Here is a 21,999-nt window from a genome sequence, read left to right as displayed (position 1 = left end):
GCGCCGGGGAGCGGCGCCGCGCCCCACGGGGGTGCGGCGCCGTCTCAGTGGGCGCGCCGGACCCGGTACGCGACCCCGGCCGCCCCGCCATCCGTCGCCCCGGCGCCCGTCGCCCCGCCATCCGTCGCCCTGGCGCCCGCAGCCCCGGCCCCGGTCTCGGCGTCCGCCTCCGGCGCCGGGGACTCGCCGAGGTAGTCGTGCCCGAGCATGGCGCACCAGGCGGGGATGTCCAGCCGGGCCACCTCGTCGTCCGACAGCACCGTGACCACGCCGCCCACCGGGACCCGCCCGATGGCCCGGGCCAGTTCGATCACCGGCTGCGGGCAGCGCAGCCCCAGCGCGTCCAGGGTGAGCTCCGCCGCCTCCGGCACGGCCGGCGCCGGGGCCGACACGCCGAGGGTCTCGCGGACCCCGGCCACCGCCCGGGGCAGCGCCTCCAGGAAGGCGTTGACCTCCTCGGCGGTGGTCCCGGCCGGCAGCGAGACCCGGACGTTGCCCTCCGACAGCACCCCCATCGCCTTCAGCACATGGCTGGGCGTCAGCGTGGAGCTGGTGCAGGAGGAGCCGGAGGACACCGAGAACCCGGCCCGGTCCAGCTCGTGCAGCAGCGCCTCCCCGTCCACGTAGAGACAGGAGAAGGTGACCAGGTGCGGCAGCCGCCGCTCGCCGTCGCCCACCACCTCCACGTCCGGGACCAGTCGGGCCACCCGCCGCCGGATCCGGTCGACGAGCACCCGCAGCCGGGCCGCCTCCGTGTCCGCCTCGGCCCGGACCGCCCGCAGGGAGGCGGCCGCCGCCACGATCGCGGGCAGGTTGGCGAACCCGGGGGAGCGCCCCGACTCCCGCTCGTCCGAAGGGTGTTGGGGGGAGAAGCGGACCCCCTTGCGGACCGCGAGCAGACCGACCCCGGGCGGGCCGCCCCACTTGTGGGCGCTCGCGGCGAGCAGCGACCAGCCGTCCGCGACCGGTCCCCAGCCCAGCGACTGGGCGGCGTCCACCAGCAGCGGCACCCCGGCGGCCGCGCAGTGCCCGGCCACCTCGGCGACCGGCTGGACCGTGCCCACCTCGTGGTTGGCGGACTGCAGACAGGCCAGCGCGGTGTCCGGGCGCAGCGCCGCGGCGTAGCCGGCGGCGGACACCGCGCCGGTCCGGTCCACCGGGACCTCCGTCAGGGTGCCGCCGCGCGCCTCGTGTTCCCGGGCCGCGTGCAGTACAGAACTGTGTTCGACCGCCGATACGGCCAGGTGGCCGCCGACCCGCCGGCGGCCCGCGAGGGCTCCGGCGATCCCCGAGTGAACCGCGTGCGTCCCCGAAGGAGTGAACACGAGCTCGTCCGGACGGCAGCCCACCGCCTCCGCGGCGGCCTCCCGCGCGGCGTCCAGCAGCAGCCTCGCCCGCCGGCCCTCCCGGTACAGCCGGGCCGGGTCCGCCCAGCCCTCGTCCAGGGCGGCCTGCAGGGCCTGCCGGGCGACCGGGTGCAGCGGGGCGGCGGAAGCGGCGTCGAAATACGGCATCCGGTCACCGTAGAGCAGCCTCCGGGGGCCCCGGGTCAGGGGTCGTCAGTCCGCTGCCCGGCCCCGCAGTTCGGCGCCGGCCAGACCGTCCCCCGTACGGGGGAGCCACCCCTTCGGGGGCAGTAGCGGCGCGTTGGGCACCCTCCCCGCGCGACCCCAAATAGCGTCCAGTAGGGTTTGGTCCGCATAAACATCCAAACCCCTGCCTGCGTCAGGGCCGGCGACCGACCCGACAGACGGCCGCGGCCGGCCGCGCGGGCCGAGACTCTCGGGAAGGCGCTACGTGAGTCCCTACGGCTCCGACCTCCCCCATCGCCCGAAGGGCATGGGAGGTACCCCCATGCCGCGGCGCCCGATGCGGCGGAAGCTGCTGCAGGCGCTGACGGCGGGTGCGGTCCTGGCAACCGCCACCGGTTGCTCGTACACATATAAAGACTTCCCCAACCTCGGAATGCCGGACCCGATCACCGAAGAGGCTCCGCGCATCCTCTCGCTGTGGCAGGGGTCGTGGGCGGCCGCACTGGTCACGGGCATCCTGGTCTGGGGCCTGATCATCTGGAGTGTGATCTTCCACCGGCGCAGCCGCACCAAGGTGGAGGTCCCGCCGCAGACCCGGTACAACATGCCCATCGAGGCCCTGTACACCGTGGTCCCGCTGATCATCGTCTCGGTGCTGTTCTACTTCACCGCCCGGGACGAGTCGAAGCTCCTCGCGCTCTCCGCGAAGCCCGCCCACACCATCAACGTGGTCGGCTTCCAGTGGAGCTGGGGCTTCAACTACGTCGAGGACGTGGACGGCGACCCGGCCACCGGCAAGGCGGGCGAGGTCCCCAAGGAGCTCGCCAACATCCCGGACCGGTACACCAAGGACTTCCCGGCGGGCGCCGAAGGCGTCTACCAGAAGGGCGTCCCGAGCGACCGGAACCCCGAGAAGGGCTGGCCGGGTCCGACCCTCTACCTGCCCAAGGGCGAGAAGGTCCGCTTCATCCTGTCGTCCAACGACGTCATCCACTCCTTCTGGGTGGTCCCGTTCCTGTTCAAGCAGGACGTCATCCCGGGCCACACCAATGTCTTCGAGGTCACCCCGACCGAAGAGGGCGTCTTCATGGGCAAGTGCGCCGAGCTCTGCGGCGTCGACCACTCCCGGATGCTCTTCAACGTGAAGGTCGTCTCGCCGGAGGAGTACCGGGCGCACCTCAAGGAACTGGCCGAGAAGGGGCAGACCGGCTTCCTGCCGGCCGGCATCAAGCAGACTGACCCGGCCCGGAACGCGGAGACGAACAAACTGTGAGCATCCTCAACGAACCCCAGGGTGCCGCCGCAGACTCGTACGAGAACGAGCTGCCGGTACGCCGCAAGCAGCCGGGAAACGTGGTCGTGAAGTGGCTCACCACCACTGACCACAAGACCATCGGTACGCTCTACCTGGTCACCTCGTTCGTGTTCTTCATCATCGGCGGCGTCATGGCGCTGTTCATGCGCGCCGAGCTGGCCCGTCCGGGCACGCAGATCATGTCGAACGAGCAGTTCAACCAGGCGTTCACCATGCATGGCACGATCATGCTGCTGATGTTCGCCACCCCGCTGTTCGCGGGCTTCGCGAACTGGATCATGCCGCTGCAGATCGGCGCGCCCGACGTGGCGTTCCCGCGGCTGAACATGTTCGCGTACTGGCTGTACCTCTTCGGCTCGACCATCGCGGTGGCCGGCTTCGTGACGCCGAACGGCGCCGCCGACTTCGGCTGGTTCGCCTACTCCCCGCTGTCGGACGCGGTCCGTTCGCCGGGCATCGGCGCCGACATGTGGATCATGGGTCTGGCCTTCTCCGGCTTCGGCACCATCCTCGGCTCGGTCAACTTCATCACCACGATCATCTGCATGCGCGCTCCCGGCATGACGATGTTCCGCATGCCGATCTTCACCTGGAACGTGCTGCTGACCGGTGTCCTGGTCCTGCTCGCCTTCCCGGTGCTGGCCGCCGCGCTGTTCGCGCTGGAGGCCGACCGGAAGTTCGGTGCGCACGTGTTCGACTCCGCCAACGGCGGAGCACTGCTCTGGCAGCACCTCTTCTGGTTCTTCGGCCATCCAGAGGTGTACATCATCGCGCTACCGTTCTTCGGAATCATTTCCGAGGTCATCCCGGTCTTCTCCCGGAAGCCGATGTTCGGCTACATCGGCCTGATCGCCGCCACCATCGCGATCGCCGGCCTCTCGGTGACGGTGTGGGCGCACCACATGTACGTCACCGGCGGTGTGCTGCTGCCGTTCTTCTCCTTCATGACCTTCCTGATCGCGGTACCGACCGGTGTGAAGTTCTTCAACTGGATCGGCACCATGTGGAAGGGCTCGCTGTCCTTCGAGACCCCGATGCTCTGGGCCGTCGGCTTCCTGATCACCTTCACCTTCGGTGGTCTGACCGGCGTCATCCTGGCCTCGCCCCCGATGGACTTCCACGTCTCCGACTCGTACTTCGTCGTCGCGCACTTCCACTACGTCATCTTCGGCACCGTGGTCTTCGCGATGTTCTCCGGCTTCCACTTCTGGTGGCCGAAGTTCACGGGCAAGATGCTGGACGAGCGCCTCGGCAAGATCACCTTCTGGACGCTGTTCATCGGCTTCCACGGGACCTTCCTGGTGCAGCACTGGCTGGGCGCCGAGGGCATGGCCCGCCGTTACGCCGACTACCTGGCGGCCGACGGCTTCACCACCCTGAACACCATCTCCACGATCAGCTCCTTCCTGCTCGGCCTGTCGATGCTTCCCTTCATGTACAACGTGTGGAAGACCGCCAAGTACGGCAAGAAGATCGAGGTCGACGACCCGTGGGGCTACGGCCGTTCGCTCGAATGGGCGACTTCCTGCCCGCCGCCGCGGCACAACTTCCTCACCCTGCCGCGGATCCGTTCCGAATCCCCGGCGTTCGACCTGCACCACCCGGAGATCGCGGCCCTCGAACACCTTGAGGACCACACCCCCGCGGCCGTCACCGGTGGCAAGGAGGCCGGCAAGTGAAGATCCAGGGCAAGATGTTCCTCTGGCTCTCCGCCTTCATTCTGATCATGGCCGTCGTGTACGGCGTGTGGTCGAAGGAGCCGGTCGGCACCACCGCTCTGTTCCTGGCCTTCGGCCTGAGCGTCATGATCGGCTACTACCTGGCCTTCACGGCCAAGCGCGTGGACGAGATGGCCCAGGACAACAAGGAGGCCGACGTCGCGGACGAGGCCGGCGACCTGGGGTTCTTCTCCCCGCACAGCTGGCAGCCGCTCTCCCTGGCCGTCGGTGGCGCGCTCGCCTTCAGCGGCGTCATCTTCGGCTGGTGGCTGATGTACTTCTCGGCTCCGGTCATCCTGATCGGCCTGTGGGGCTGGGTGTACGAGTACTACCGCGGCGAGAACCAGAACCAGTAGGAACCCGCCGCAGCAGTCGGACCCGGGGCCCGGACACCTCTTCGGAGGAGTCCGGGCCCCTCGTTTGCAGTCACCCCGCGCGCAGTGATCGTCATATGTTCATAGCGTTGCCTCATGAGTCACACACCGCGTCTTTGGACGGTCATCGGCTGCTCCCTGCTGGTCGCGTCCCTCGGGGCCGGCGCCACCGCCTGCGGGGGCGGCGACACCCCGCGCTCGTCAGGCCCCTACGACGCGGCCGATCAGGTCGCCTTCAACCAGGCCGCGGGCTCCCGGCCCGTCGACCCCGACCGGCCGCTGGAGGTGACCGCCAAGGGGCTGGACGGCAGCCGGATCACCGATGTGACCGCCGTCGACACGCACGGACGCCGACTGGCGGGCGAACTCTCCGCCAAGGGCGACCGCTGGCACAGCACCGTGCCGCTGGCCGCGGGTGTCCGCTACAACGTCACCGTCCGCACCGAGGACGCCGGCGGGGCCCAGGGCCAGCGCACGCTGACGTTCGAGACCACTCCGGCGAAGAAGGTCCTCCAGGTCGAATTCGGCCCGGAGGCGGGCACCTACGGCGTCGGACAGCCCGTCACGGCCGAGCTCAACGAGCCGGTCAAGGACAAGGCCGCCCGCGCGGTGGTCGAGCGCGCCCTGGTCGTCGAGACCTCGCCGAAGCCGGTGGAGGGCGCCTGGCACTGGGTGGACAGCACCCATCTGCACTTCCGCCCGAAGGAGTACTGGCCCGCCAACTCCACCGTCGCCGTACGGAGCAACCTGGAGGGCATCCGGATCGGCGACCACCTGCACGGTGCCGCCTCCAAGCCGCTCAAGCTGGACATCGGCGACCGGGTCGAGGTCATCACCAACGCGGCCACCCACTGGATGACCTTCAAGCGCAACGGAGAAGTGGTCAACTCCATCCCGATCACCACCGGGAAGCCCGGGTTCTCCACCCGCAACGGCATCAAGGTGGTGCTGGGCAAGCAGTACTACGTCCGGATGCGCGGCGACACCGTCGGCATCGGCGGCAGCGAGTACTACAACCTCGACGTGTACTGGGCCACCCGGGTCACCTGGAGCGGTGAATACGTGCACGCAGCGCCGTGGTCGGTCGGCTCCCACGGATACGAGAACGTCAGCCACGGCTGCACCGGCATGAGCACCGGCAACGCCGCCTGGTTCTTCGAGAACATCCGCGAGGGCGACCTCGTCCACGTCGTCAACAGCATCGGCGAGGACATGGACCCGTTCGGGAACGGATACGGCGACTGGAACCTGGACTGGAAGGACTGGAGGGAGGGCAGCGCCCTCCTCAAGGGCACCCAGGACGGCCGCAGCCCCGCCGACGCGGCACGGCTGCGGCCCCAGGTGTAACAGGCCCCCGGGAGGGGACCGTCAGGGCCCGGTGGGCCCGGTCAGGAGTTCACGGAGAGCCGCGTCCGCAGCAGTGCGGCCAGCGCCTCCGGGAACGCCACCGGGTCCACCGGAAGGGTCACCGCCGCGTCCGCGCGGCTCCAGGTGGCCAGCCAGGCGTCCTGCGGGCGCCCCATCAGGAGCAGCACCGGGGGACACCGGAAGATCTCGTCCTTGATCTGCCGGCACACACCCATGCCTCCGGCCGGCACGGCCTCGCCGTCCAGCACGCAGACGTCGATGCCGCCCTGCTCCAGCTCGCTGAGCACGGCCGGAAGGGTGGCGCACTCCGTGAACTCCACCGGCGGCAGGTCCGCCGCGGGCCGCCGCCCGGCGGCCAGCCGCACCTGCTCCCGGGTGCTCGCGTCATCGCTGTAGACCAGAACCCGCGCAGTCGCCCGCATTCGTTCCTCCACGTGTCACATGAATCACGCTTGATGATGCGCCGGATGCTACTCCGTCCGATGTGCCGTCAACATCGGTTCCGCCGCGCCGGTGATCACGTCCGCAAGGCGCTCCAGGGGCCGATCTGATGGGCCGTTCGGGCAGTGCACACCCCTCGGACACTCCGAACGGCACCCCCCGGGGTGAGGGCGGGATAAGCGACCGACATAATGTCGGTCGTGGCGACAGCAACGACAGTAGATACCGGGCACGCGCACCCGACGGTCAACAGGCCGAACCTCGTCAGCGTCGGAACCATCATCTGGTTGAGTTCCGAGCTGATGTTCTTCGCGGCCCTCTTCGCGATGTACTTCACCCTGCGATCGGTGACGGGCGCCGAGTACTGGACGGAACAGGCTTCGAGCCTGAACCTCCCGTTCTCGGCGACGAACACCACGATCCTGGTGCTTTCCTCGCTCACCTGCCAGCTCGGCGTATTCGCCGCCGAGCGCGGTGACGTGAAGAAGCTCCGATCGTGGTTCATCATCACGTTCGTCATGGGTGCGATCTTCATTGGCGGCCAGGTGTTCGAGTACACCGAGCTGGTCAAGCACGAGGGCATGAGCCTCTCGTCCGGTCCGTACGGCTCGGTGTTCTACCTGACCACCGGCTTCCACGGACTGCACGTGACGGGCGGACTCATCGCCTTCCTGCTGGTCCTCGGCCGGACGTACGCGGCCAAGAGGTTCACCCACGAACAGGCCACCTCGGCCATCGTCGTGTCCTACTACTGGCACTTCGTCGATGTCGTCTGGATCGGCCTCTTCGCCACGATCTACCTGATCAAGTAGCGAACACGTCGCCGGGCCCGGCCCCGGCAACTCATCCAGAAACACCGACGCAGAAGATCCTGACACCGGGGTAATCCGTGAAAAAGCTCTCCGCACGACGACGCCATCCGCTGGCGGCGGTCGTCGTTCTACTCCTCGCGCTGGCGGCCACTGGGGGGCTGTACGCCGCCTTCGCCCCCGCGGGCAAGGCGCAGGCCGATGAAACCGCCCAGTCCCTCGCCATCGAGGAGGGCAAGAAGCTCTACGCCGTGGGTTGCGCAAGCTGCCACGGAACCGGCGGTCAGGGTTCCTCTGACGGCCCCAGCCTGGTCGGCGTCGGCTCAGCGGCCGTCGACTTCCAGGTGAGCACGGGCCGCATGCCCGCCCAGCAGCCCGGCGCCCAGGTGCCGAAGAAGCCCAACATCTACACCCAGGCCCAGATCGACCAGCTGGCCGCGTACATCGCGTCCCTCGGCGCCGGCCCGATCACGCCGACCGAGAAGCAGTACGACCCGGCGGGTGCCGACATCGCCAAGGGTGGCGAACTGTTCCGCAACAACTGCGCGCAGTGCCACAACTTCACCGGCGAGGGCGGTGCGCTCACGCACGGCAAGTACGCCCCCAACCTTGAGGACGTCTCGCCGAAGCACATCTACGAGGCCATGATCACCGGCCCGCAGAACATGCCTTCCTTCCCGGACACGACCATGCCGGAGAAGGAGAAGAAGGACATCATCGCGTACCTCCAGCACGTGAACGGCGAGTACTCGACCAACCCGGGTGGTCTCAAGCTCGGTGGCCTCGGCCCCGTGTCCGAGGGTCTCTTCGGCTGGGTGTTCGGTCTGGGTGCGCTGATCGCTGTCGCCGTCTGGGTCGCGGCCCACACCGCTAAGGCCAAGAAGTCATGAGTAGCCAAGACATTCCCGAAGAGAACCTGCCGACTGCGCAGGACGCCCACCACGGTGGCGTAGCGGTTGCGGACGACCCGTTCGCCGACCCGGGCCTGCCGGCCCACAAGCCGCGCATCCAGGACATCGACGAGCGGGCGGCCAGGCGCTCCGAGCGCACGGTCGCGATGCTGTTCACGCTCTCGATGCTGGCCACGGTCGGCTTCATCGCGTCCTACGTGATCCTCCCGGTCGACAAGATCGTGTTCATCTGGCCCATCGGCAAGGTGTCCGCGCTCAACTTCGCCCTGGGCCTCACCCTCGGCGCCGCCCTCTTCTGCATCGGCGCGGGCGCGGTCCACTGGGCCCGCACCCTGATGTCCGACGAAGAGGTCGCCGACGAGCGCCACCCGATCGCCGCCCCCGCGGACGTCAAGGCCAAGGTCCTCCAGGACTTCGCCGACGGCGCCCGCGAGTCGGACATCGGCCGCCGCAAGCTCATCCGCAACACCATGTTCGGCGCGCTGGCCCTGGTGCCGCTCTCCGGCGTGATGCTGCTGCGCGACCTGGGCCCGCTGCCCGAGGACAAGCTCCGCAAGACCATCTGGGCGAAGGGCAAGCTGCTCATCAACCAGAACACCATGGAGCCCCTGCGCCCCGAGGACATCGTGGTCGGCTCGCTGACCTTCGCCAAGCCGGAAGGCCTGGAGGAGGACGCGCACGACTACCTGTCCGAGATCGCGAAGGCCGCCCTGATGATCGTCCGGATCAAGCCGGAGGACATCAAGGACAAGCAGGAACTCGAATGGTCCCACGAGGGCATCGTGGCCTACTCGAAGATCTGCACCCACGTCGGCTGCCCGATCAGCCTGTACGAGCAGCAGACCCACCACGTGCTCTGCCCGTGCCACCAGTCCACTTTCGACCTCTCCGACGGCGCCCGCGTCATCTTCGGCCCGGCCGGCCACGCCCTTCCGCAGCTGCGGATCGGCGTGAATGACGAAGGCTTCCTCGAAGCGCTCGGCGACTTCGAAGAGCCCGTCGGTCCTGCCTTCTGGGAGCGCGGATGAGCACTGCCACAGAAACCAAGGAGCGCAAAGCGCCCGCCGGCGAGCGTGTAGCGGACTGGGCGGACGGCCGCCTGGGCATCTACACCCTCGCCAAGGCGAACATGCGCAAGATCTTCCCGGACCACTGGTCCTTCATGCTCGGTGAGATCTGCCTCTACAGCTTCCTGATCATCATCCTCACGGGTGTGTACCTGACGCTGTTCTTCCACCCGAGCATGAACGAGGTCGTGTACCACGGCTCGTACGTGCCGATGCAGGGCGTCCGGATGTCCGAGGCCTTCGCCTCGACCCTGGACATCAGCTTCGACGTCCGCGGCGGTCTGCTCATCCGGCAGATCCACCACTGGGCGGCCCTGATCTTCGTCGCCGCGATGCTCGTGCACATGATGCGCGTCTTCTTCACCGGCGCGTTCCGCAAGCCCCGCGAGGTCAACTGGGTCTTCGGCTTCCTGCTGCTGGTCCTCGGCATGTTCACCGGTTTCACCGGTTACTCCCTGCCGGACGACCTGCTCTCGGGCACCGGTGTCCGCTTCATGGAGGGCGCGATCCTGTCCGTGCCGATCGTCGGCACGTACCTGTCGTTCTTCCTCTTCGGCGGCGAGTTCCCCGGCCACGACTTCGTCGGACGGTTCTACTCGATCCACATCCTGCTGCTCCCCGGCATCATGCTGGGCCTGGTCGTGGCGCACCTGATCCTCGTCGTGTACCACAAGCACACCCAGTACCCGGGCCCCGGCAAGACGAACAAGAACGTCGTCGGCATGCCGCTGCTCCCGGTCTACATGGCCAAGGCCGGAGGCTTCTTCTTCCTGGTCTTCGGTGTCATCGCGGTCATCGCGGGCATCGCCTCGATCAACCCGATCTGGGCGCTCGGCCCGTACGTCCCGGACCACGTCTCCACGGGCGCGCAGCCCGACTGGTACATGGGCTTCTCCGAGGGCCTGATCCGCGCGATGCCGGGCTGGGAGATCAACCTGTGGGGCCACACCCTGGTCCTGGGCGTGTTCATCCCGCTGGTGATCTTCCCGCTGGTGCTGGTCGCGATCGCGGTGTACCCGTTCGTCGAGTCCTGGGTCACCGGGGACAAGCGCGAGCACCACATCCTGGACCGCCCGCGCAACGCCCCGACGCGCACCGCGTTCGGCGTGGCCTGGATCACCTGGTACGTGATCCTGCTGATCGCCGGTGGAAACGACATGTTCGCGCAGTTCTTCCACCTGTCGATCAACTCGATCACCTGGTTCGCCCGGATCGGCTTCTTCGTCGGCCCGGTCATCGCCTTCGTCATCACCAAGCGGATCTGCCTCGGCCTCCAGCGCCGGGACCGGGACAAGGTGCTGCACGGTCGGGAGACCGGCATCATCAAGCGCCTGCCGCACGGTGAGTTCGTCGAGGTCCACGAGCCGCTCTCGCAGGGTCAGCTGCACACGCTCACCCAGCACGAGCAGTACCGCCCGCTGGAGCTCGGCCCGACGGTCGACGAGAACGGCGTGGAGCGCAAGGTGACACGAACCGAGAAGCTTCGCTCCAAGCTGAGCAAGGGCTTCTACGGTGAGGGCACTCAGATCGACAAGCCCACAATCGAGGAATACAAGGAGATTCAGGATGGCCACGGCCACCACTGAGTCCTGATTCCGGCTGAAAACTGATCGCCACGGCAGGAGCCCCGTCCAGGGTCTGGACGGGGCTCTTTGCCGTCCTCCGCGGCTGGCTAGGCTGGTGTCCCATCGATCGGACTGTGGACCCAGGAGCGAGGACCATGAACGTTGTGACCCCGGCGGGCGGCGACAGCGTGGCGGACAGGACCTGGCCGTCCGTCCTCGACGCCCTGCTGAACGGCCAGGACCTGGCCGCCGCCGACACCGCCTGGGCGATGGACCGGATCATGCGCGGCGAGGCCACCGACGCGCAGATCGCCGGTTTCGCCGTGGCCCTGCGCGGCAAGGGCGAGACCGTGGCCGAGATCACCGGCCTGGTCGAGGCCATGTACCGGCACGCCAACCTGATCGAGGTGCCCGGCCGGACGGTGGACATCGTCGGCACCGGCGGGGACGGCGCCAAGACCGTCAACATCTCCACCATGTCCTCCATCGTGGTGGCCGGCACCGGCGCCAAGGTGGTCAAGCACGGCAACCGGGCCGCGTCCTCCGCGAGCGGCGCCTCGGACGTGCTGGAGAAGCTCGGCGTCAACCTGGACCTCACCCCCGCCCGGGTGGCGGAGGTGGCCGAGGAGGCCGGGGTCACCTTCTGCTTCGCCGTCAAGTTCCACCCGGCGCTGCGGCACGTGGCGGCCGCCCGCCGGGAACTCGGCATCCGCACCACCTTCAACTTCCTCGGCCCGCTGACCAACCCGGCGAAGGTCCGCGCCCAGGCCACCGGTGTGGCCGACGCCCGGATGGCGCCCATCGTGGCCGGGGTGCTGGCCGAACGCGGCTCCTCCGCCCTGGTGTTCCGCGGCGACGACGGCCTGGACGAACTGACCACCACGGCCACCTCCCGGGTGTGGTGGGTGCGCGGCGGCGAGGTCGTCGAGCAGTCCTTCGACCCGCGGGACGTGGGGATCGACCTGGTCGACGTGTCCGCGCTGCGCGGCGCCGACGCCTCGTACAACGCCGATGTGGCCCGCCGGCTGCTGGCCGGTGAGACCGGTCCGGTGCGTGACGCGGTCCTGCTGAACTCGGCCACCGCCCTGGTCGCCCTGGACCCGACCAGCGGCACCCTGGAGGAGCAGCTGGCGGCCGGTATCGCCCGGGCCGCCGAGTCCATCGACTCCGGGGCCGCCCGCGCCGCCCTGGGGCGCTGGGTGGCGGCCAGCAACGCCTGACCCGCCGCTCGCCCGCCGGCCCCGGTCCAGCATGCGGACCGGGGTCTTGCGTTTCTTCGATCATGTGGCAGGATGCTTGCCAGGTCACGAGTGACAGCGTCAAGGCCCCGGCTCGCTGTCCGGCAACCCTCCTTCCGTGGCGGGGTGCCCCGGGTGATGACCAGGTCGAGGGCAGCAAGGCCCTCGGCAAGCGCGGATCCCTCGACACCAGGGGTCCTGGTCCTCCGAGGAGCTCCTTCCGTGAGCAAGCGAATGCGATAGGCGCCCAGCGCCCTTTCTTCACCCCTCCGCAACGGCCCCCGTCGGGCCACCGCGTCGAGGCCATACCCGTACCCCGCACACGGCACCCGTGTGTCCGGCGACGGGCCGTCGAAGCCATTCCGCCCCTGCCCTACCGGGAGACACCGCCATGTCCGCGAGCCTGAACACCGCTGCCGCCGCCGCCACCGACTCCGACGTGTCCGCCGCCTGTGCCGAGCCGCTGCCGGTCCTCGGCCGGGAGGTCACCGTGCCCCTGGTCACCGGCGGCGAGGTCACCTACGCGGCCCTGGACTACGCGGCCAGCGCCCCCGCCCTCCAGCGGGTCTGGGACGACGTGGCCGCCTACGCCCCCTACTACGGCAGCGTGCACCGCGGCGCCGGCTACCTCTCCCAGCTCTCCACCGACCTGTTCGAGCAGAGCCGGGTCACGGTCGCCGAGTTCCTCGACTGCCGGCCCGCCGACCAGGTGGTCTTCACCCGCTCCACCACCGACTCCCTCAACCTGCTCGCCTCGGTGCTGCCGGCCGGCTGCCAGGTCTTCGTCTTCGAGACCGAGCACCACGCCTCGCTGCTGCCGTGGACCGATGCCGAGGTCACCTACCTCAACGCCCCCCGCACCCCCGCCGAGGCCGTCGCCACCCTGGAGCGGGCCCTCGCCGACCGCGACCCGTACGGCCCCGCCCTGGTCTGCGTCACCGGCGCCTCCAACGTCACCGGCGAGCTGTGGCCGGTGAAGGAGCTGGCCGCGGCCGCCCACGCGCACGGCGCCCGGATCGTGCTGGACGCCGCCCAGCTGGCCCCCCACCACCCGGTGTCGGTCCGCGAGCTGGACGTGGACTGGGTCGCCTTCTCCGGCCACAAGCTGTACGCGCCCTTCGGCTCGGGCGTGCTCGCCGGCCGGGCCGACTGGCTCCAGGAGGGCGAGCCCTACCTCGCGGGCGGCGGCGCCTCCCGCAAGGTGGCCCGCCGCGAGGACGGCGGCGTGGACGTCGAGTGGCACACCACGGCCGCCCGCCACGAGGCCGGCTCCCCGAACGTCATCGGGGTCTACTCCATCGCCTCCGCCTGCAAGGCCCTGACCGAGGCCGGGTTCGAGGGCCTGGTGGCCCGCGAGCGGCACCTCATCGCCAAGGTCCGCGAGGGCCTCGCCGACGTCCCGGCGGTCCGCGTGCTGTCCCTCTTCGGGGACGACGCCCCCCGGGTCGGCGTCATCTCCTTCGTGGTGGACGGCTGGAACAGCTCGCACTTCGCCGCCGCGCTCTCCGCCGAGTACGGCATCGGGGTCCGCGACGGCCTGTTCTGCGCCCACCCGCTGGTCCGCACCCTGCTCGGCAGCGAGCCGCAGGCCCAGGGCGAGTGCGGTGCCCCCGAGGCGGCCCCGGGGGAGCGCTCGCTGAACGCGATCCGGGTCAGCTTCGGCGCCGGTACCCCCGACGAGCACGTGGACCGGTTCGTCCGCGCGGTGCGCGAACTCGTCGAGGACGGCGCCCGCTGGCAGTACCGCACCCAGGACGGCCGCTGCGTCCCGGCCGTCTGAGCCGGCCCGCGACACGGAGGAGCCCCGGCGGGCGACCCGCCGGGGCTCCTCCGTGCGCGTCGGGTCAGGCGTCGAGACCGATGGCGAAGGCCGCTTCCAGGTCGTGCTGGGAGTAGGTGCGGAAGGCCACGTGGGTGTCGGTGGCCTCGACCCCCTCGATCTTGCTGATGCTGCCCGGGATGATGTCCGCCAGGTCGTCGTGCTTGGCCACCCGGACCAGCGCGATCAGGTCGTAGGTGCCCGTGACCGAGTAGACCTCGCTGACGCTTTCCAGCCTCGCGATGGACTCGGCGATCTCGGGGATGCGGTCCACGCTGGTCTTGATGAGCACGATCGCGGTGATCACGGCTGGCTGTCTCCCTCGGTGGCCGTCGCTGGTCGCCTCACTCTATCCATACGGCGGTAGCGCACCCAGGCGTAGAGGAAGCCCAGCGAGAAACCGGCCAGATGGGCCAGATAGGCGACCCCCGGACCGCTGCCCGCCCGCTGGGCGGCCACCCCCTGGAGGGCGAACCAGAACAGCAGCACCATCCAGGCCGGGAACCGCAGCGGCAGGAAGAAGAGGAAGGGGAACAGACTGGTCACCCGGGCCTTGGGGAACAGGCACAGGAAGGCCCCCAGGACCGCCGAGATGGCCCCGGAGGCGCCCACCAGGGTCTCGGTGGAGGAGGCGTTGGCCGCCGCGTAGGCCACCAGCGAGAGATAGCCGGTGGCCAGGTAGAAGAGCAGGAACTCGGCCCGGCCCATCCGCTCCTCCGTCATTCCGCCGAAGACGTGCAGGAAGAGCAGGTTGCCCAGCAGGTGCAGCCAGCCGCCGTGCAGGAACAGGGCCGTCAGCGGGGTGAGCAGTTCCCGGCCGGTGCCGGTGAACAGCTCGGCGGGGACCACGCCCCAGCGTCTGAAGTACTCCGTCCCGGCGGCCGCCAGCTCCTCGCCGGTTCCGTAGTCGGGGTTGAGGCCGGACGCGGGGCCCAGCAGGAACACCACGCAGCAGCCGGCGATCAGGGCACGGGTGACCACCGGACCCCGGGCCGCCTCGCGCAGCGCCCGCCACCTTACGATCATGTGAAAGAGCATGGCGTAACCGGACGGATACCGATCGCATGCCCCGCCGATGCCGGGCGGGCCGTAGGGTTACGTGCTGGCCGCCCGGGAGGCGGTTTACTTGAAAGAGCGACGAAGGAGAGAGTCCGCGCGATGACGGTTCCCCTGCCGACCACGACGACCCGGTGGCGCTGCACCCTGTGCGGCAACCTGACCCGGTTCGACGTCACCCGTTCCTCGAAGGTCGTGGAGTACGTCCACCTCGACCTGGCCGGTGAGCCCAAGGTCGAGGAGCGCGAGGTGGTCAATGAGACCATCGAGTCGGTGCGCTGCCGCTGGTGCAACGCGGTGGACCAGATCGAGCTCGTGGACAGGCCGGGCGCGGACTCCTGACGGAGCGAGGACCCGACGGAACGGTAGGGGTGACGGATTGTGGAGCCAGCAAGCGGTGCCGAGCCGGCCGGTGCGGCCGGTGACGCCGCGGAGGCACTCGACCGCCCGCTGCCGGAAGGCGTGCGGCGCCGGGTCGTCGCGCTCGTCTCGGACGCCTTCGGCGGACTGACGGTCGCCGACCTGCCCGCGCAGCTGCGGCAGTACGCCCGGTTCACCCCCTCCCGCCGGGCCAAGTTCGCCGGGAACGCGATGGCCGCCGCCGTCGAGTCGGACGCGGTGTTCCGCGGCCGGGTCGGCGAGAAGTTCCGGGAGGCCCATCCGGAACTGGCCGCCTCCCTGGACGCCTCCGCCCCGCCGGCCGCCGCCGATCCGCTGGACATCGCGGCCGCCGCCTATGTGCTGCGCCCGTCCGGCTGGGCGAAGCTGGTGGCCGCCGCCGGCGAGGAGGCGCAGCGCGCCGACGCCGAGCGGCTGGGCGAGGAGGGCCGGCGGGAGCTGGAGCGGCTGCGCGAGGAACTGGCCGCCGCCCGGGAGGCCCAGCGCAGCGGCGGCGAGCAGCTGAGGGCCGAGCTGGAGGCCGCCCGGCGGGAAGCGGAATCGCTTCAGCGCAAACTCCGCAGCGCCCTCAGCGATGTGAAGCGCGGTGAGGCGGCGCTGCGGAAGACCGGTGCCGAGATCGAGGGCATCCGCGGCGAGGCGGCCGCGCAGGTGGCCGCCGCCGAGAGCGAGACCCGGCGGCTGAAGGCCAGGCTGGCCGAGACCGAGTCGGCCCTGGAGGCCTCCCGGCGGGCCAGCCGGGAGGGCCGCAGCGTGGAGGACATGCGGCTGCGGCTGCTGCTGGACACGGTGCTGGACGCGGCCCAGGGGCTGCGCCGGGAGCTGGCGCTGCCGCCGGTGTCCACCCGGCCGGCCGATTCGGTGGACGCGGTGGAGCCGGGCCGGATGACCCCGAAGGACATCGCGGCCAGGGCCCTGTCGGAGACCGATCCGGCGCTGCTGGACCAGCTGTTGGCGCTGCCGCAGGCCCATCTGGTGGTGGACGGCTACAACGTGACCAAGACCGGCTATCCGACGATGCCGCTGGAGAAGCAGCGGCTGCGGCTGCTGGGCGGGCTGTCGATGCTGGCCGCGCAGACCGGTGCCGAGATGACCTGTGTGTTCGACGGGGCCGAACTGGCCGCGCCGGTGCTGCTGGCGCCGCCGCGCGGGGTGCGGGTGCTGTTCTCCAAGCCGGGCGTGACGGCCGACGAGCTGATCCGCCAGCTGGTGCGCGCCGAGCCCCCGGGCCGGCCGGTGGTCGTGGTGTCGGCGGACCGGGAGGTCGCCGACGGGGTGGCCAAGGCCGGTGCCCGGCCCGTTGCTTCCGTTCTGCTCCTGAAGCGGCTTTCGCGCGTCTCGTAACTCCTGCCCTCAATGCCCGAATTGAGGGAACGGAGGGTCAATCGGTCGACACGCAGCGTGCGGTGAAGGTAAAGAACCTGGTCGGGCAACGGATTTTTTCCCGCCAGGATTTGAACTGATCACAACATGGTCACTAGGGTCGGCCCAAACCTTCGTGCGGTTGATCACTCGTCCGAGTGGCGGCGGAGGTACGCAAAGGAGCTCGCCTCCGTGGCCTCCCACCGCCGACCCAAGCAGCCCAACCGCGCCCGTGTGACCGTGCTCACCGCAACGGCCGCGGCCGCAGTGGCCCTCTCCTCCCAGGCGGCGACCGCCGCCCCCGCCAAGCCGGGCAAGGACGAGGTCAAGGCGAAGGTCGACGCGCTCTACGAGGAGGCCGAGAAGGCCGCCGAGAAGTTCAAGGGCGCCAAGGAGCAGCAGGAGAAGCTGGAGAAGGAGATAGGCCACCTGCAGGACCAGGTGGCCCGCGGCCAGGGCGAGCTCAACGAGCTCCGCAACACCCTCGGTTCGATGGCCTCCGCCCAGTACCGCACCGGTGGCATCGACCCCTCCCTCGCGCTGTTCCTCTCCTCCGACCCCGAGGACTACCTCGACCAGGCCGCCGCCCTCGACCAGTTGAGCGGCCAGCAGCTGGAAGCCGTCCAGAAGATCCAGGCGAAGCAGCGCGGTCTCGCGCAGAAGCGCCAGGAGGCGGCCGGCAAGCTCAAGGACCTGGACGCCACCCGCAAGGTGCTCGGCGAGAAGAAGGACGCCATCCAGGGCAAGCTCGGCGAGGCCCGCAAGCTCCTCAACACCCTCACCGCGCAGGAACGCGCGAAGCTGAAGGAGGAGGAGACCCGCGCCACCCGCAACGACGGCGAACGGGTCAAGCTCGGCAACGTGAAGGCCTCCGGCGTGGCCGGCGCCGCCCTGCGGGCCGCCCAGACCAAGCTCGGCGCCGCCTACGTCCCGGCCGCCGAGGGCCCCAACTCCTTCGACTGCTCCGGCCTCACGCAGTGGGCCTACCGGCAGGCCGGGGTGAAGATCACCCGCACCACCTGGACCCAGGCCAAGGAAGGCACCCGGATCCCGCTCAGCCAGCTCCAGCCCGGGGACCTGGTCTTCTTCTACGGCGACCTGCACCACGTCGGCCTGTACGCCGGCAACGGCATGACCCTGCACGCCTCCAACCCGCGCGGCGGGGTCAAGTACGAGAAGATCAGCTACATGCAGCCGCAGTTCGGCGTCCGCATCTGAGGCTCCGGGCGATCCGGCGCTCCGGGCACCGCCGGCCGCTCCCGGCGCCCGCCGTCGCCTCCGCGAGGCGCGCCGGACGTCGACCGTCCGGGCGAATTCCCAGAACCCCCCGCACCCGCACGCCCCGCCGATGACCTGCGTACCTCGGCGGGGCGTCACCGTGCGTGCACGCGGCGGGTCGTTGGCCGGGGTGTCCCCGCGCGGCTACTGTCTGCCAGCGCGGAACCCGGCCACGGCCGTCCACGGGGGGCGGACCCGGGTCCGCGCAGCGGAAGGGAGTGCGGCTTCCCTTGGGAACCCATCGTCGGCCGGCAACCGCGGGCCCGGAACGGCGCGCGAAGGTCACCGTCCTGTCCGCCGCCGTGGCGGCCACCGCCACCGTGCTCACCGGCGGCCCGGTCCAGGCCGCGCCCGCGGACCCGGCGGCCGGCGCCCGCGCCCGGGTGGACCGGCTCTTCGAAGAGGCCGAACGCGCCACCGAACGCTTCAACGAGGCGGGGGAGCGCACCGACCGGCTCCGCGCCGAGGTCCGCCGCGCCCAGGACGAGGTGGCCCGCGGCCAGGACCGCATCAACACCATGCGCGGGGTGCTCGGCGCGTTCGCCGGGGCCCAGTACCGCTCCGGCGGCCTCGACCCCACCATGGAGCTGCTGCTCACCGAGGACCCCGACGACTACCTGGAGAAGGCCGGCACCCTGGACCGGCTCACCGGCCGGCAGGCCCGGCAGCTCGCCGAACTCCGCGAGGAGCAGCGGGAGCTGACCCAGCAGCGCCGGGAGGCCACCGCCAAGCTCACCGAGCTGGAGCGGCTGCGGGCGGACGTGGCCCGGCACAAGCGGGCCGTCACCTCGAAGCTGGCCGCCGCCCGGCAGCTGCTGAACGCCATGCCCTCGCCGGAACGGGCCGCCTACGAGCGGGCCTCCCGGGACGGCGGGCGCGGCGCCGGACTGCCCGAGGCGGGCGGGCCCGGACCCTCCTCCGGCCGCGCCGCCGCCGCGGTGAACGCCGCCCGGGCGGCGGTGGGCCGCCCGTACGTCTGGGGTTCCACCGGACCTTCCGGGTTCGACTGCTCCGGGCTGATGGTGTGGTCCTACCGGCAGGCCGGGGTGGCGCTGCCGCGCACCTCGCAGGCCCAGCGGTACGCCGGGCGCCGGGTCCCGCTCTCCGAGGCGCGCCCGGGGGACCTGGTGACCTACCGCTCGGACGCCAGCCATGTCGGGATGTACGTGGGCAACGGCCAGGTGATCCACGCCCCGTACCCGGGCGCCCCGGTCCGCTACGACCCGGTCGGCATGATGCCGGTCTCCTCGGTGACCCGCCCGTGAGCGCGACCGTCACCCCCACCATGGCCCCGCCCGGCCGCTGACCGGCCCGCCGTACCATCGGCGGATGCGCCCCCGCCTCCTCGTGCTGCTCCTCGTGCTGCTGCTCGGCCTGCCGGCCGGGTGCACGGGGTCCGCCGGGCCCTCCGGGGCCGGGCCGGACGGAGCGGCGGAGACCGGGCGGCAGCTGCGGCGGGCCGTGGCCGACTGGGCGGCGGCCGGCGGCGGCCGGCCCGCCGGAGTGCCCTTCGCCTCCTGGACCTACGAGGCCGGGGAGGTCCGGCCCGGTGCCGCGGGGGACCGGGCCGTGGTCCGGGCCCGGCTCCGGTACCGGCTGGACGGGCACGACCCGGCACCGGCCGGCGGGGCCCGGGAGCTGGCGCTGACCCGGACCGACGGCCGCTGGCGGGTCACCGCCGACCGGCCCGCCCCCGGGACCCCGCCCGAACTCTGGGACCAGGGGCCGGTGCTGGCGGTCCCCGGCCGGCACGCGCTGGTGCTGGGCACCGGACCCCGGGAACCGCTCGCCGCGATCGCCGCCGAGGCAGACCGGGCCGTCCCGGCCGTACGGGCCGGCTGGCCGGGGGAGTGGCCGGGCCGGGCGGTGCTGCTGGTGCCCGGCTCGGAGGAGGCGATGGAGGCCCTGACGGGCTCCCCGCCCGGCTCCTACCGGGGCATGGCGGCCGTCACCACCGGCCGGGTCGGGGCCTCCCCGGCCCCGGCGGACCGGGTGGTGGTCAACCCCGGGGGGTACCGGGAGCTGTCCGCCGACGGCCGCCGGATCGTGCTGGTCCACGAGCTGACCCATGTGGCCACCCGGGCGCAGACCTCGGCCGGCACCCCGATGTGGCTGTCCGAGGGGTTCGCCGACTGGGTGGCCTACCGGTCCGACGGCCGCCCGCCCGGGGAGATCGCCCCGGCCCTCCGGCGGGCGGTACTGGCCGGCCGGGCCCCCGAGGAGCTGCCCGGGAACGCGGCCTTCGCCTTCGGCGGCGACCAGGAGACCCTCTCCCGGGCCTACGAGGAGGCCTGGCTGGCCTGCCGGACGATCGCCGAAGGCTGGGGCGAGGACGCCCTGGTCCGGCTCTACCGGGCCGCCGCCCGCACCCCGCTGCCGCAGGCCCTTGCGGAGACCCTGGGCACCGGGCTGCCCGGCCTCACCGCCGCCTGGCGGGAGGCCGTACGGACCGTACCGGGCGCTCCTCAGGCCCCCTGAGGAGCGGCCGGGGCCGAACCGGCCCGGCCCGCCGGGGCCGCGACCGACTCCCCGGAACCGCCCGAGCCGCCCGAACCGTCGGAGTCCCCGGCGCTCGCGGAGCCCCCGGAAGTCCCCGACAGCGGCGGCAGGTCAGCCCGGTCCGCCGTCCACAGCACCCGGCAGGCCGCCACGGCCACCCACACCAGCAGCGCGTTGCGGATCACGATCAGCACGATGCCGAGCCAGTCGCTGCGCACGATCTCGTCGAAGAAGGTCGGGAACTCCAGCTGGGTGAACCCCGTCGCCACCAGCAGGATCCGGGCCGGCCGGAGCATCCGGGAGTCCGGCACGGTCAGACAGACCGCCGCCAGCGCCACCAGCCACACCAGGTACTGCGGGCTGATCACCCGGCTGGTCAGGGTGAACAGGAGCACCGCCGCGAACGCGGCGTCGAAGACCACCCGGTCGTCGCCGGCCCGCAGCCGGGCCCGCAGCCGCCACACCAGCAGCCAGCCGAACACCACCGCGGTCAGGGCCAGCGAGACCCGGCTGACCGTCTCCACCCAGGGCCCGAGGAACTCCACCGAGCCGTAGTTCAGCTTCACCTCGCCCTCCCACCAGCCGAAGGCGCGGGCGAAGTGCAGCGGCAGCGCGCCCAGGGACTCGACCTCGGTGCCCCGGTCCCGCTGGAAGGTGAGGAACGCCAGGGAGCCGGGCATGGCCAGCGCGAACAGCAGGAGCAGTACGGCGCCGGCGCCCGCGGCGGTCAGCCAGACCGTCCGGTTGCGGACCCCGGCCAGCAGCAGCGCCGGCCACACCTTGAGCACCGCGCCCAGCGCGATCAGCGGGCCGCGCACCCGGGGCAGCAGCAGGGCCGCCACGGCCACCGCCGAGACGAAGATGTCGTACCGGGCGTACGCGGTCGGGCCGATCAGCGGGACCGCCCACACCCAGTACCAGGCGCCGCGCGGGGCGCGCCGGGCGAGCAGCCAGGCGACCAGGGCGTCGGCCGCCAGGCAGAGCAGCACGAAGGCGGCGGTGTAGGAGAGGAAGGGCAGCAGCCCGGGCGCCATCACGGGCAGGGCCGCGCCGGGCGGGTACTGCCAGGTGACGTCGTCGAGGGGATACGTTCCGTTGCGGAGGACGCCGAACCAGCCCTGGTAGATGACGCGGACGTCGGTGGTGACGTCCGATCCCGGCAGCGGGATCACCCGGAAGGTGCAGAGCAGCAGCAGGATCCTGGTGGCCGACCAGGTGAGAGGAAGCTTGGACACGGCGTCATTCTGC

20 protein-coding genes and 1 riboswitch are annotated in these 21,999 nt (G+C 71.1%); of the genes, 15 read left to right on the top strand and 5 right to left on the bottom strand.

Features of this window, described 5'->3' with window-relative positions:
* Positions 1-44: 44 nt before the first annotated feature.
* Positions 45-1,514, bottom strand: coding sequence for an aminotransferase class V-fold PLP-dependent enzyme (locus ACZ50K_RS01790; RefSeq protein WP_468896151.1), 1,470 nt, complete (start codon positions 1,512-1,514; stop codon positions 45-47).
* A 283-nt stretch (positions 1,515-1,797) separates the two neighbouring features.
* Here ACZ50K_RS01790 and ctaC point away from each other — a divergent pair, with 283 nt between their 5' ends.
* The 4 genes from ctaC (at position 1,798) to ACZ50K_RS01770 (ending at position 6,286) form a co-directional block, all read left to right on the top strand.
* Positions 1,798-2,805 (top strand): aa3-type cytochrome oxidase subunit II, encoded by a 1,008-nt coding sequence (ctaC, locus tag ACZ50K_RS01785; protein WP_468896148.1) that lies wholly within the window; start codon positions 1,798-1,800, stop codon positions 2,803-2,805.
* On the top strand, positions 2,802-4,526 hold the full coding sequence (gene ctaD, locus ACZ50K_RS01780; RefSeq protein WP_468896145.1) for an aa3-type cytochrome oxidase subunit I: 1,725 nt from the start codon (positions 2,802-2,804) through the stop codon (positions 4,524-4,526). Before ctaC ends, ctaD begins: the two co-directional genes overlap by 4 nt.
* Positions 4,523-4,921, top strand: coding sequence for a cytochrome c oxidase subunit 4 (locus ACZ50K_RS01775; protein WP_468896142.1), 399 nt, complete (start codon positions 4,523-4,525; stop codon positions 4,919-4,921). Before ctaD ends, ACZ50K_RS01775 begins: the two co-directional genes overlap by 4 nt.
* Positions 4,922-5,035: 114 nt before the next feature.
* Positions 5,036-6,286, top strand: coding sequence for a L,D-transpeptidase (locus tag ACZ50K_RS01770; protein ID WP_468896139.1), 1,251 nt, complete (start codon positions 5,036-5,038; stop codon positions 6,284-6,286).
* A 41-nt stretch (positions 6,287-6,327) separates the two neighbouring features.
* Here ACZ50K_RS01770 and ACZ50K_RS01765 read toward each other — a convergent pair whose 3' ends face one another.
* Positions 6,328-6,729 carry a hypothetical protein gene (locus ACZ50K_RS01765; RefSeq protein ID WP_468896136.1) on the bottom strand — a complete coding sequence of 134 codons (402 nt, stop codon included), beginning with the start codon at positions 6,727-6,729 and terminating at the stop codon, positions 6,328-6,330.
* Between the two features lie 210 nt (positions 6,730-6,939).
* On the opposite strand from ACZ50K_RS01765, the gene ctaE reads away from it, so the two are divergent.
* The 6 genes from ctaE (at position 6,940) to ACZ50K_RS01735 (ending at position 14,118) form a co-directional block, all read left to right on the top strand.
* Positions 6,940-7,560 carry an aa3-type cytochrome oxidase subunit III gene (gene ctaE / locus ACZ50K_RS01760; RefSeq protein WP_468896133.1) on the top strand — a complete coding sequence of 207 codons (621 nt, stop codon included), beginning with the start codon at positions 6,940-6,942 and terminating at the stop codon, positions 7,558-7,560.
* A gap of 77 nt (positions 7,561-7,637) precedes the next feature.
* Positions 7,638-8,447, top strand: a complete 810-nt coding sequence (qcrC, locus tag ACZ50K_RS01755) for a cytochrome bc1 complex diheme cytochrome c subunit (protein WP_468896130.1) — start codon at positions 7,638-7,640, stop codon at positions 8,445-8,447.
* Complete coding sequence (gene qcrA / locus ACZ50K_RS01750; RefSeq protein ID WP_468896128.1) at positions 8,444-9,496, top strand: cytochrome bc1 complex Rieske iron-sulfur subunit; 1,053 nt, start codon at positions 8,444-8,446, stop codon at positions 9,494-9,496. Before qcrC ends, qcrA begins: the two co-directional genes overlap by 4 nt.
* Entirely contained in the window at positions 9,493-11,121 is a 1,629-nt protein-coding gene (qcrB, locus tag ACZ50K_RS01745) for a cytochrome bc1 complex cytochrome b subunit (RefSeq protein ID WP_468896125.1), read from the top strand. The genes qcrA and qcrB overlap by 4 nt, the downstream gene beginning before the upstream one ends.
* 134 nt (positions 11,122-11,255) lie before the next feature.
* Positions 11,256-12,320 carry an anthranilate phosphoribosyltransferase gene (trpD, locus tag ACZ50K_RS01740; protein WP_468896122.1) on the top strand — a complete coding sequence of 355 codons (1,065 nt, stop codon included), beginning with the start codon at positions 11,256-11,258 and terminating at the stop codon, positions 12,318-12,320.
* A gap of 82 nt (positions 12,321-12,402) precedes the next feature.
* A riboswitch (SAM riboswitch) is annotated at positions 12,403-12,519 on the top strand.
* Between the two features lie 210 nt (positions 12,520-12,729).
* Positions 12,730-14,118, top strand: a complete 1,389-nt coding sequence (locus tag ACZ50K_RS01735; RefSeq protein ID WP_468896119.1) for an aminotransferase class V-fold PLP-dependent enzyme — start codon at positions 12,730-12,732, stop codon at positions 14,116-14,118.
* A gap of 64 nt (positions 14,119-14,182) precedes the next feature.
* Here ACZ50K_RS01735 and ACZ50K_RS01730 read toward each other — a convergent pair whose 3' ends face one another.
* Both ACZ50K_RS01730 and ACZ50K_RS01725 read right to left on the bottom strand, forming a co-directional pair.
* Complete coding sequence (locus tag ACZ50K_RS01730) at positions 14,183-14,464, bottom strand: Lrp/AsnC family transcriptional regulator (protein ID WP_468896116.1); 282 nt, start codon at positions 14,462-14,464, stop codon at positions 14,183-14,185.
* Positions 14,461-15,183: a rhomboid family intramembrane serine protease gene (locus ACZ50K_RS01725; protein ID WP_468896113.1), complete on the bottom strand. Its 723-nt coding sequence runs from the start codon at positions 15,181-15,183 to the stop codon at positions 14,461-14,463. The genes ACZ50K_RS01730 and ACZ50K_RS01725 overlap by 4 nt, the downstream gene beginning before the upstream one ends.
* A gap of 132 nt (positions 15,184-15,315) precedes the next feature.
* Here ACZ50K_RS01725 and ACZ50K_RS01720 point away from each other — a divergent pair, with 132 nt between their 5' ends.
* The 5 genes from ACZ50K_RS01720 to ACZ50K_RS01700 all read left to right on the top strand — a co-directional run bounded on the left by ACZ50K_RS01720 (position 15,316) and on the right by ACZ50K_RS01700 (position 20,730).
* Positions 15,316-15,555 carry a hypothetical protein gene (locus ACZ50K_RS01720; protein ID WP_468896110.1) on the top strand — a complete coding sequence of 80 codons (240 nt, stop codon included), beginning with the start codon at positions 15,316-15,318 and terminating at the stop codon, positions 15,553-15,555.
* Between the two features lie 36 nt (positions 15,556-15,591).
* The gene (locus tag ACZ50K_RS01715) at positions 15,592-16,956 is read left to right on the top strand and encodes an NYN domain-containing protein (RefSeq protein ID WP_468897159.1); all 1,365 of its coding nucleotides are present in this window, start codon (positions 15,592-15,594) and stop codon (positions 16,954-16,956) included.
* Positions 16,957-17,166: 210 nt separating this feature from the next.
* The gene (locus ACZ50K_RS01710; protein ID WP_468896107.1) at positions 17,167-18,192 is read left to right on the top strand and encodes a C40 family peptidase; all 1,026 of its coding nucleotides are present in this window, start codon (positions 17,167-17,169) and stop codon (positions 18,190-18,192) included.
* A 290-nt stretch (positions 18,193-18,482) separates the two neighbouring features.
* Positions 18,483-19,517: a C40 family peptidase gene (locus tag ACZ50K_RS01705; protein WP_468896104.1), complete on the top strand. Its 1,035-nt coding sequence runs from the start codon at positions 18,483-18,485 to the stop codon at positions 19,515-19,517.
* Between the two features lie 64 nt (positions 19,518-19,581).
* Positions 19,582-20,730 carry a hypothetical protein gene (locus ACZ50K_RS01700; protein WP_468896101.1) on the top strand — a complete coding sequence of 383 codons (1,149 nt, stop codon included), beginning with the start codon at positions 19,582-19,584 and terminating at the stop codon, positions 20,728-20,730.
* Here the strand turns inward: ACZ50K_RS01700 and ACZ50K_RS01695 are convergent.
* A complete protein-coding gene (locus tag ACZ50K_RS01695) occupies positions 20,718-21,986 on the bottom strand; it encodes a glycosyltransferase 87 family protein (RefSeq protein WP_468896098.1) in 1,269 nt (422 codons plus the stop codon). The two genes, ACZ50K_RS01700 and ACZ50K_RS01695, sit on opposite strands and share 13 nt — an antisense overlap.
* Positions 21,987-21,999: the final 13 nt, after the last annotated feature.

It is taken from the genome of Streptomyces sp. NPDC033845 (genome assembly GCF_055576225.1).
The sequence above is the reverse complement of the archived record's forward strand: the minus strand, read 5'-3'. Positions and strand labels throughout refer to the sequence as shown.

Bases quoted from the DNA above. Each gene is read 5' to 3' on its own strand.
- ACZ50K_RS01790 (WP_468896151.1), bottom strand. From the start codon at position 1,514: ATGCCGTATTTCGACGCCGCTTCCGCCGCCCCGCTGCACCCGGTCGCC.
- ACZ50K_RS01770 (WP_468896139.1), top strand. From the start codon at position 5,036: ATGAGTCACACACCGCGTCTTTGGACGGTCATCGGCTGCTCCCTGCTG.
- ACZ50K_RS01735 (WP_468896119.1), top strand. From the start codon at position 12,730: ATGTCCGCGAGCCTGAACACCGCTGCCGCCGCCGCCACCGACTCCGAC.
- qcrB (WP_468896125.1), top strand. From the start codon at position 9,493: ATGAGCACTGCCACAGAAACCAAGGAGCGCAAAGCGCCCGCCGGCGAG.
- ACZ50K_RS01765 (WP_468896136.1), bottom strand. From the start codon at position 6,729: ATGCGGGCGACTGCGCGGGTTCTGGTCTACAGCGATGACGCGAGCACC.
- ctaE (WP_468896133.1), top strand. From the start codon at position 6,940: ATGTCGGTCGTGGCGACAGCAACGACAGTAGATACCGGGCACGCGCAC.
- ACZ50K_RS01725 (WP_468896113.1), bottom strand. From the start codon at position 15,183: ATGATCGTAAGGTGGCGGGCGCTGCGCGAGGCGGCCCGGGGTCCGGTG.
- qcrA (WP_468896128.1), top strand. From the start codon at position 8,444: ATGAGTAGCCAAGACATTCCCGAAGAGAACCTGCCGACTGCGCAGGAC.
- trpD (WP_468896122.1), top strand. From the start codon at position 11,256: ATGAACGTTGTGACCCCGGCGGGCGGCGACAGCGTGGCGGACAGGACC.
- ACZ50K_RS01700 (WP_468896101.1), top strand. From the start codon at position 19,582: ATGCGCCCCCGCCTCCTCGTGCTGCTCCTCGTGCTGCTGCTCGGCCTG.
- ACZ50K_RS01720 (WP_468896110.1), top strand. From the start codon at position 15,316: ATGACGGTTCCCCTGCCGACCACGACGACCCGGTGGCGCTGCACCCTG.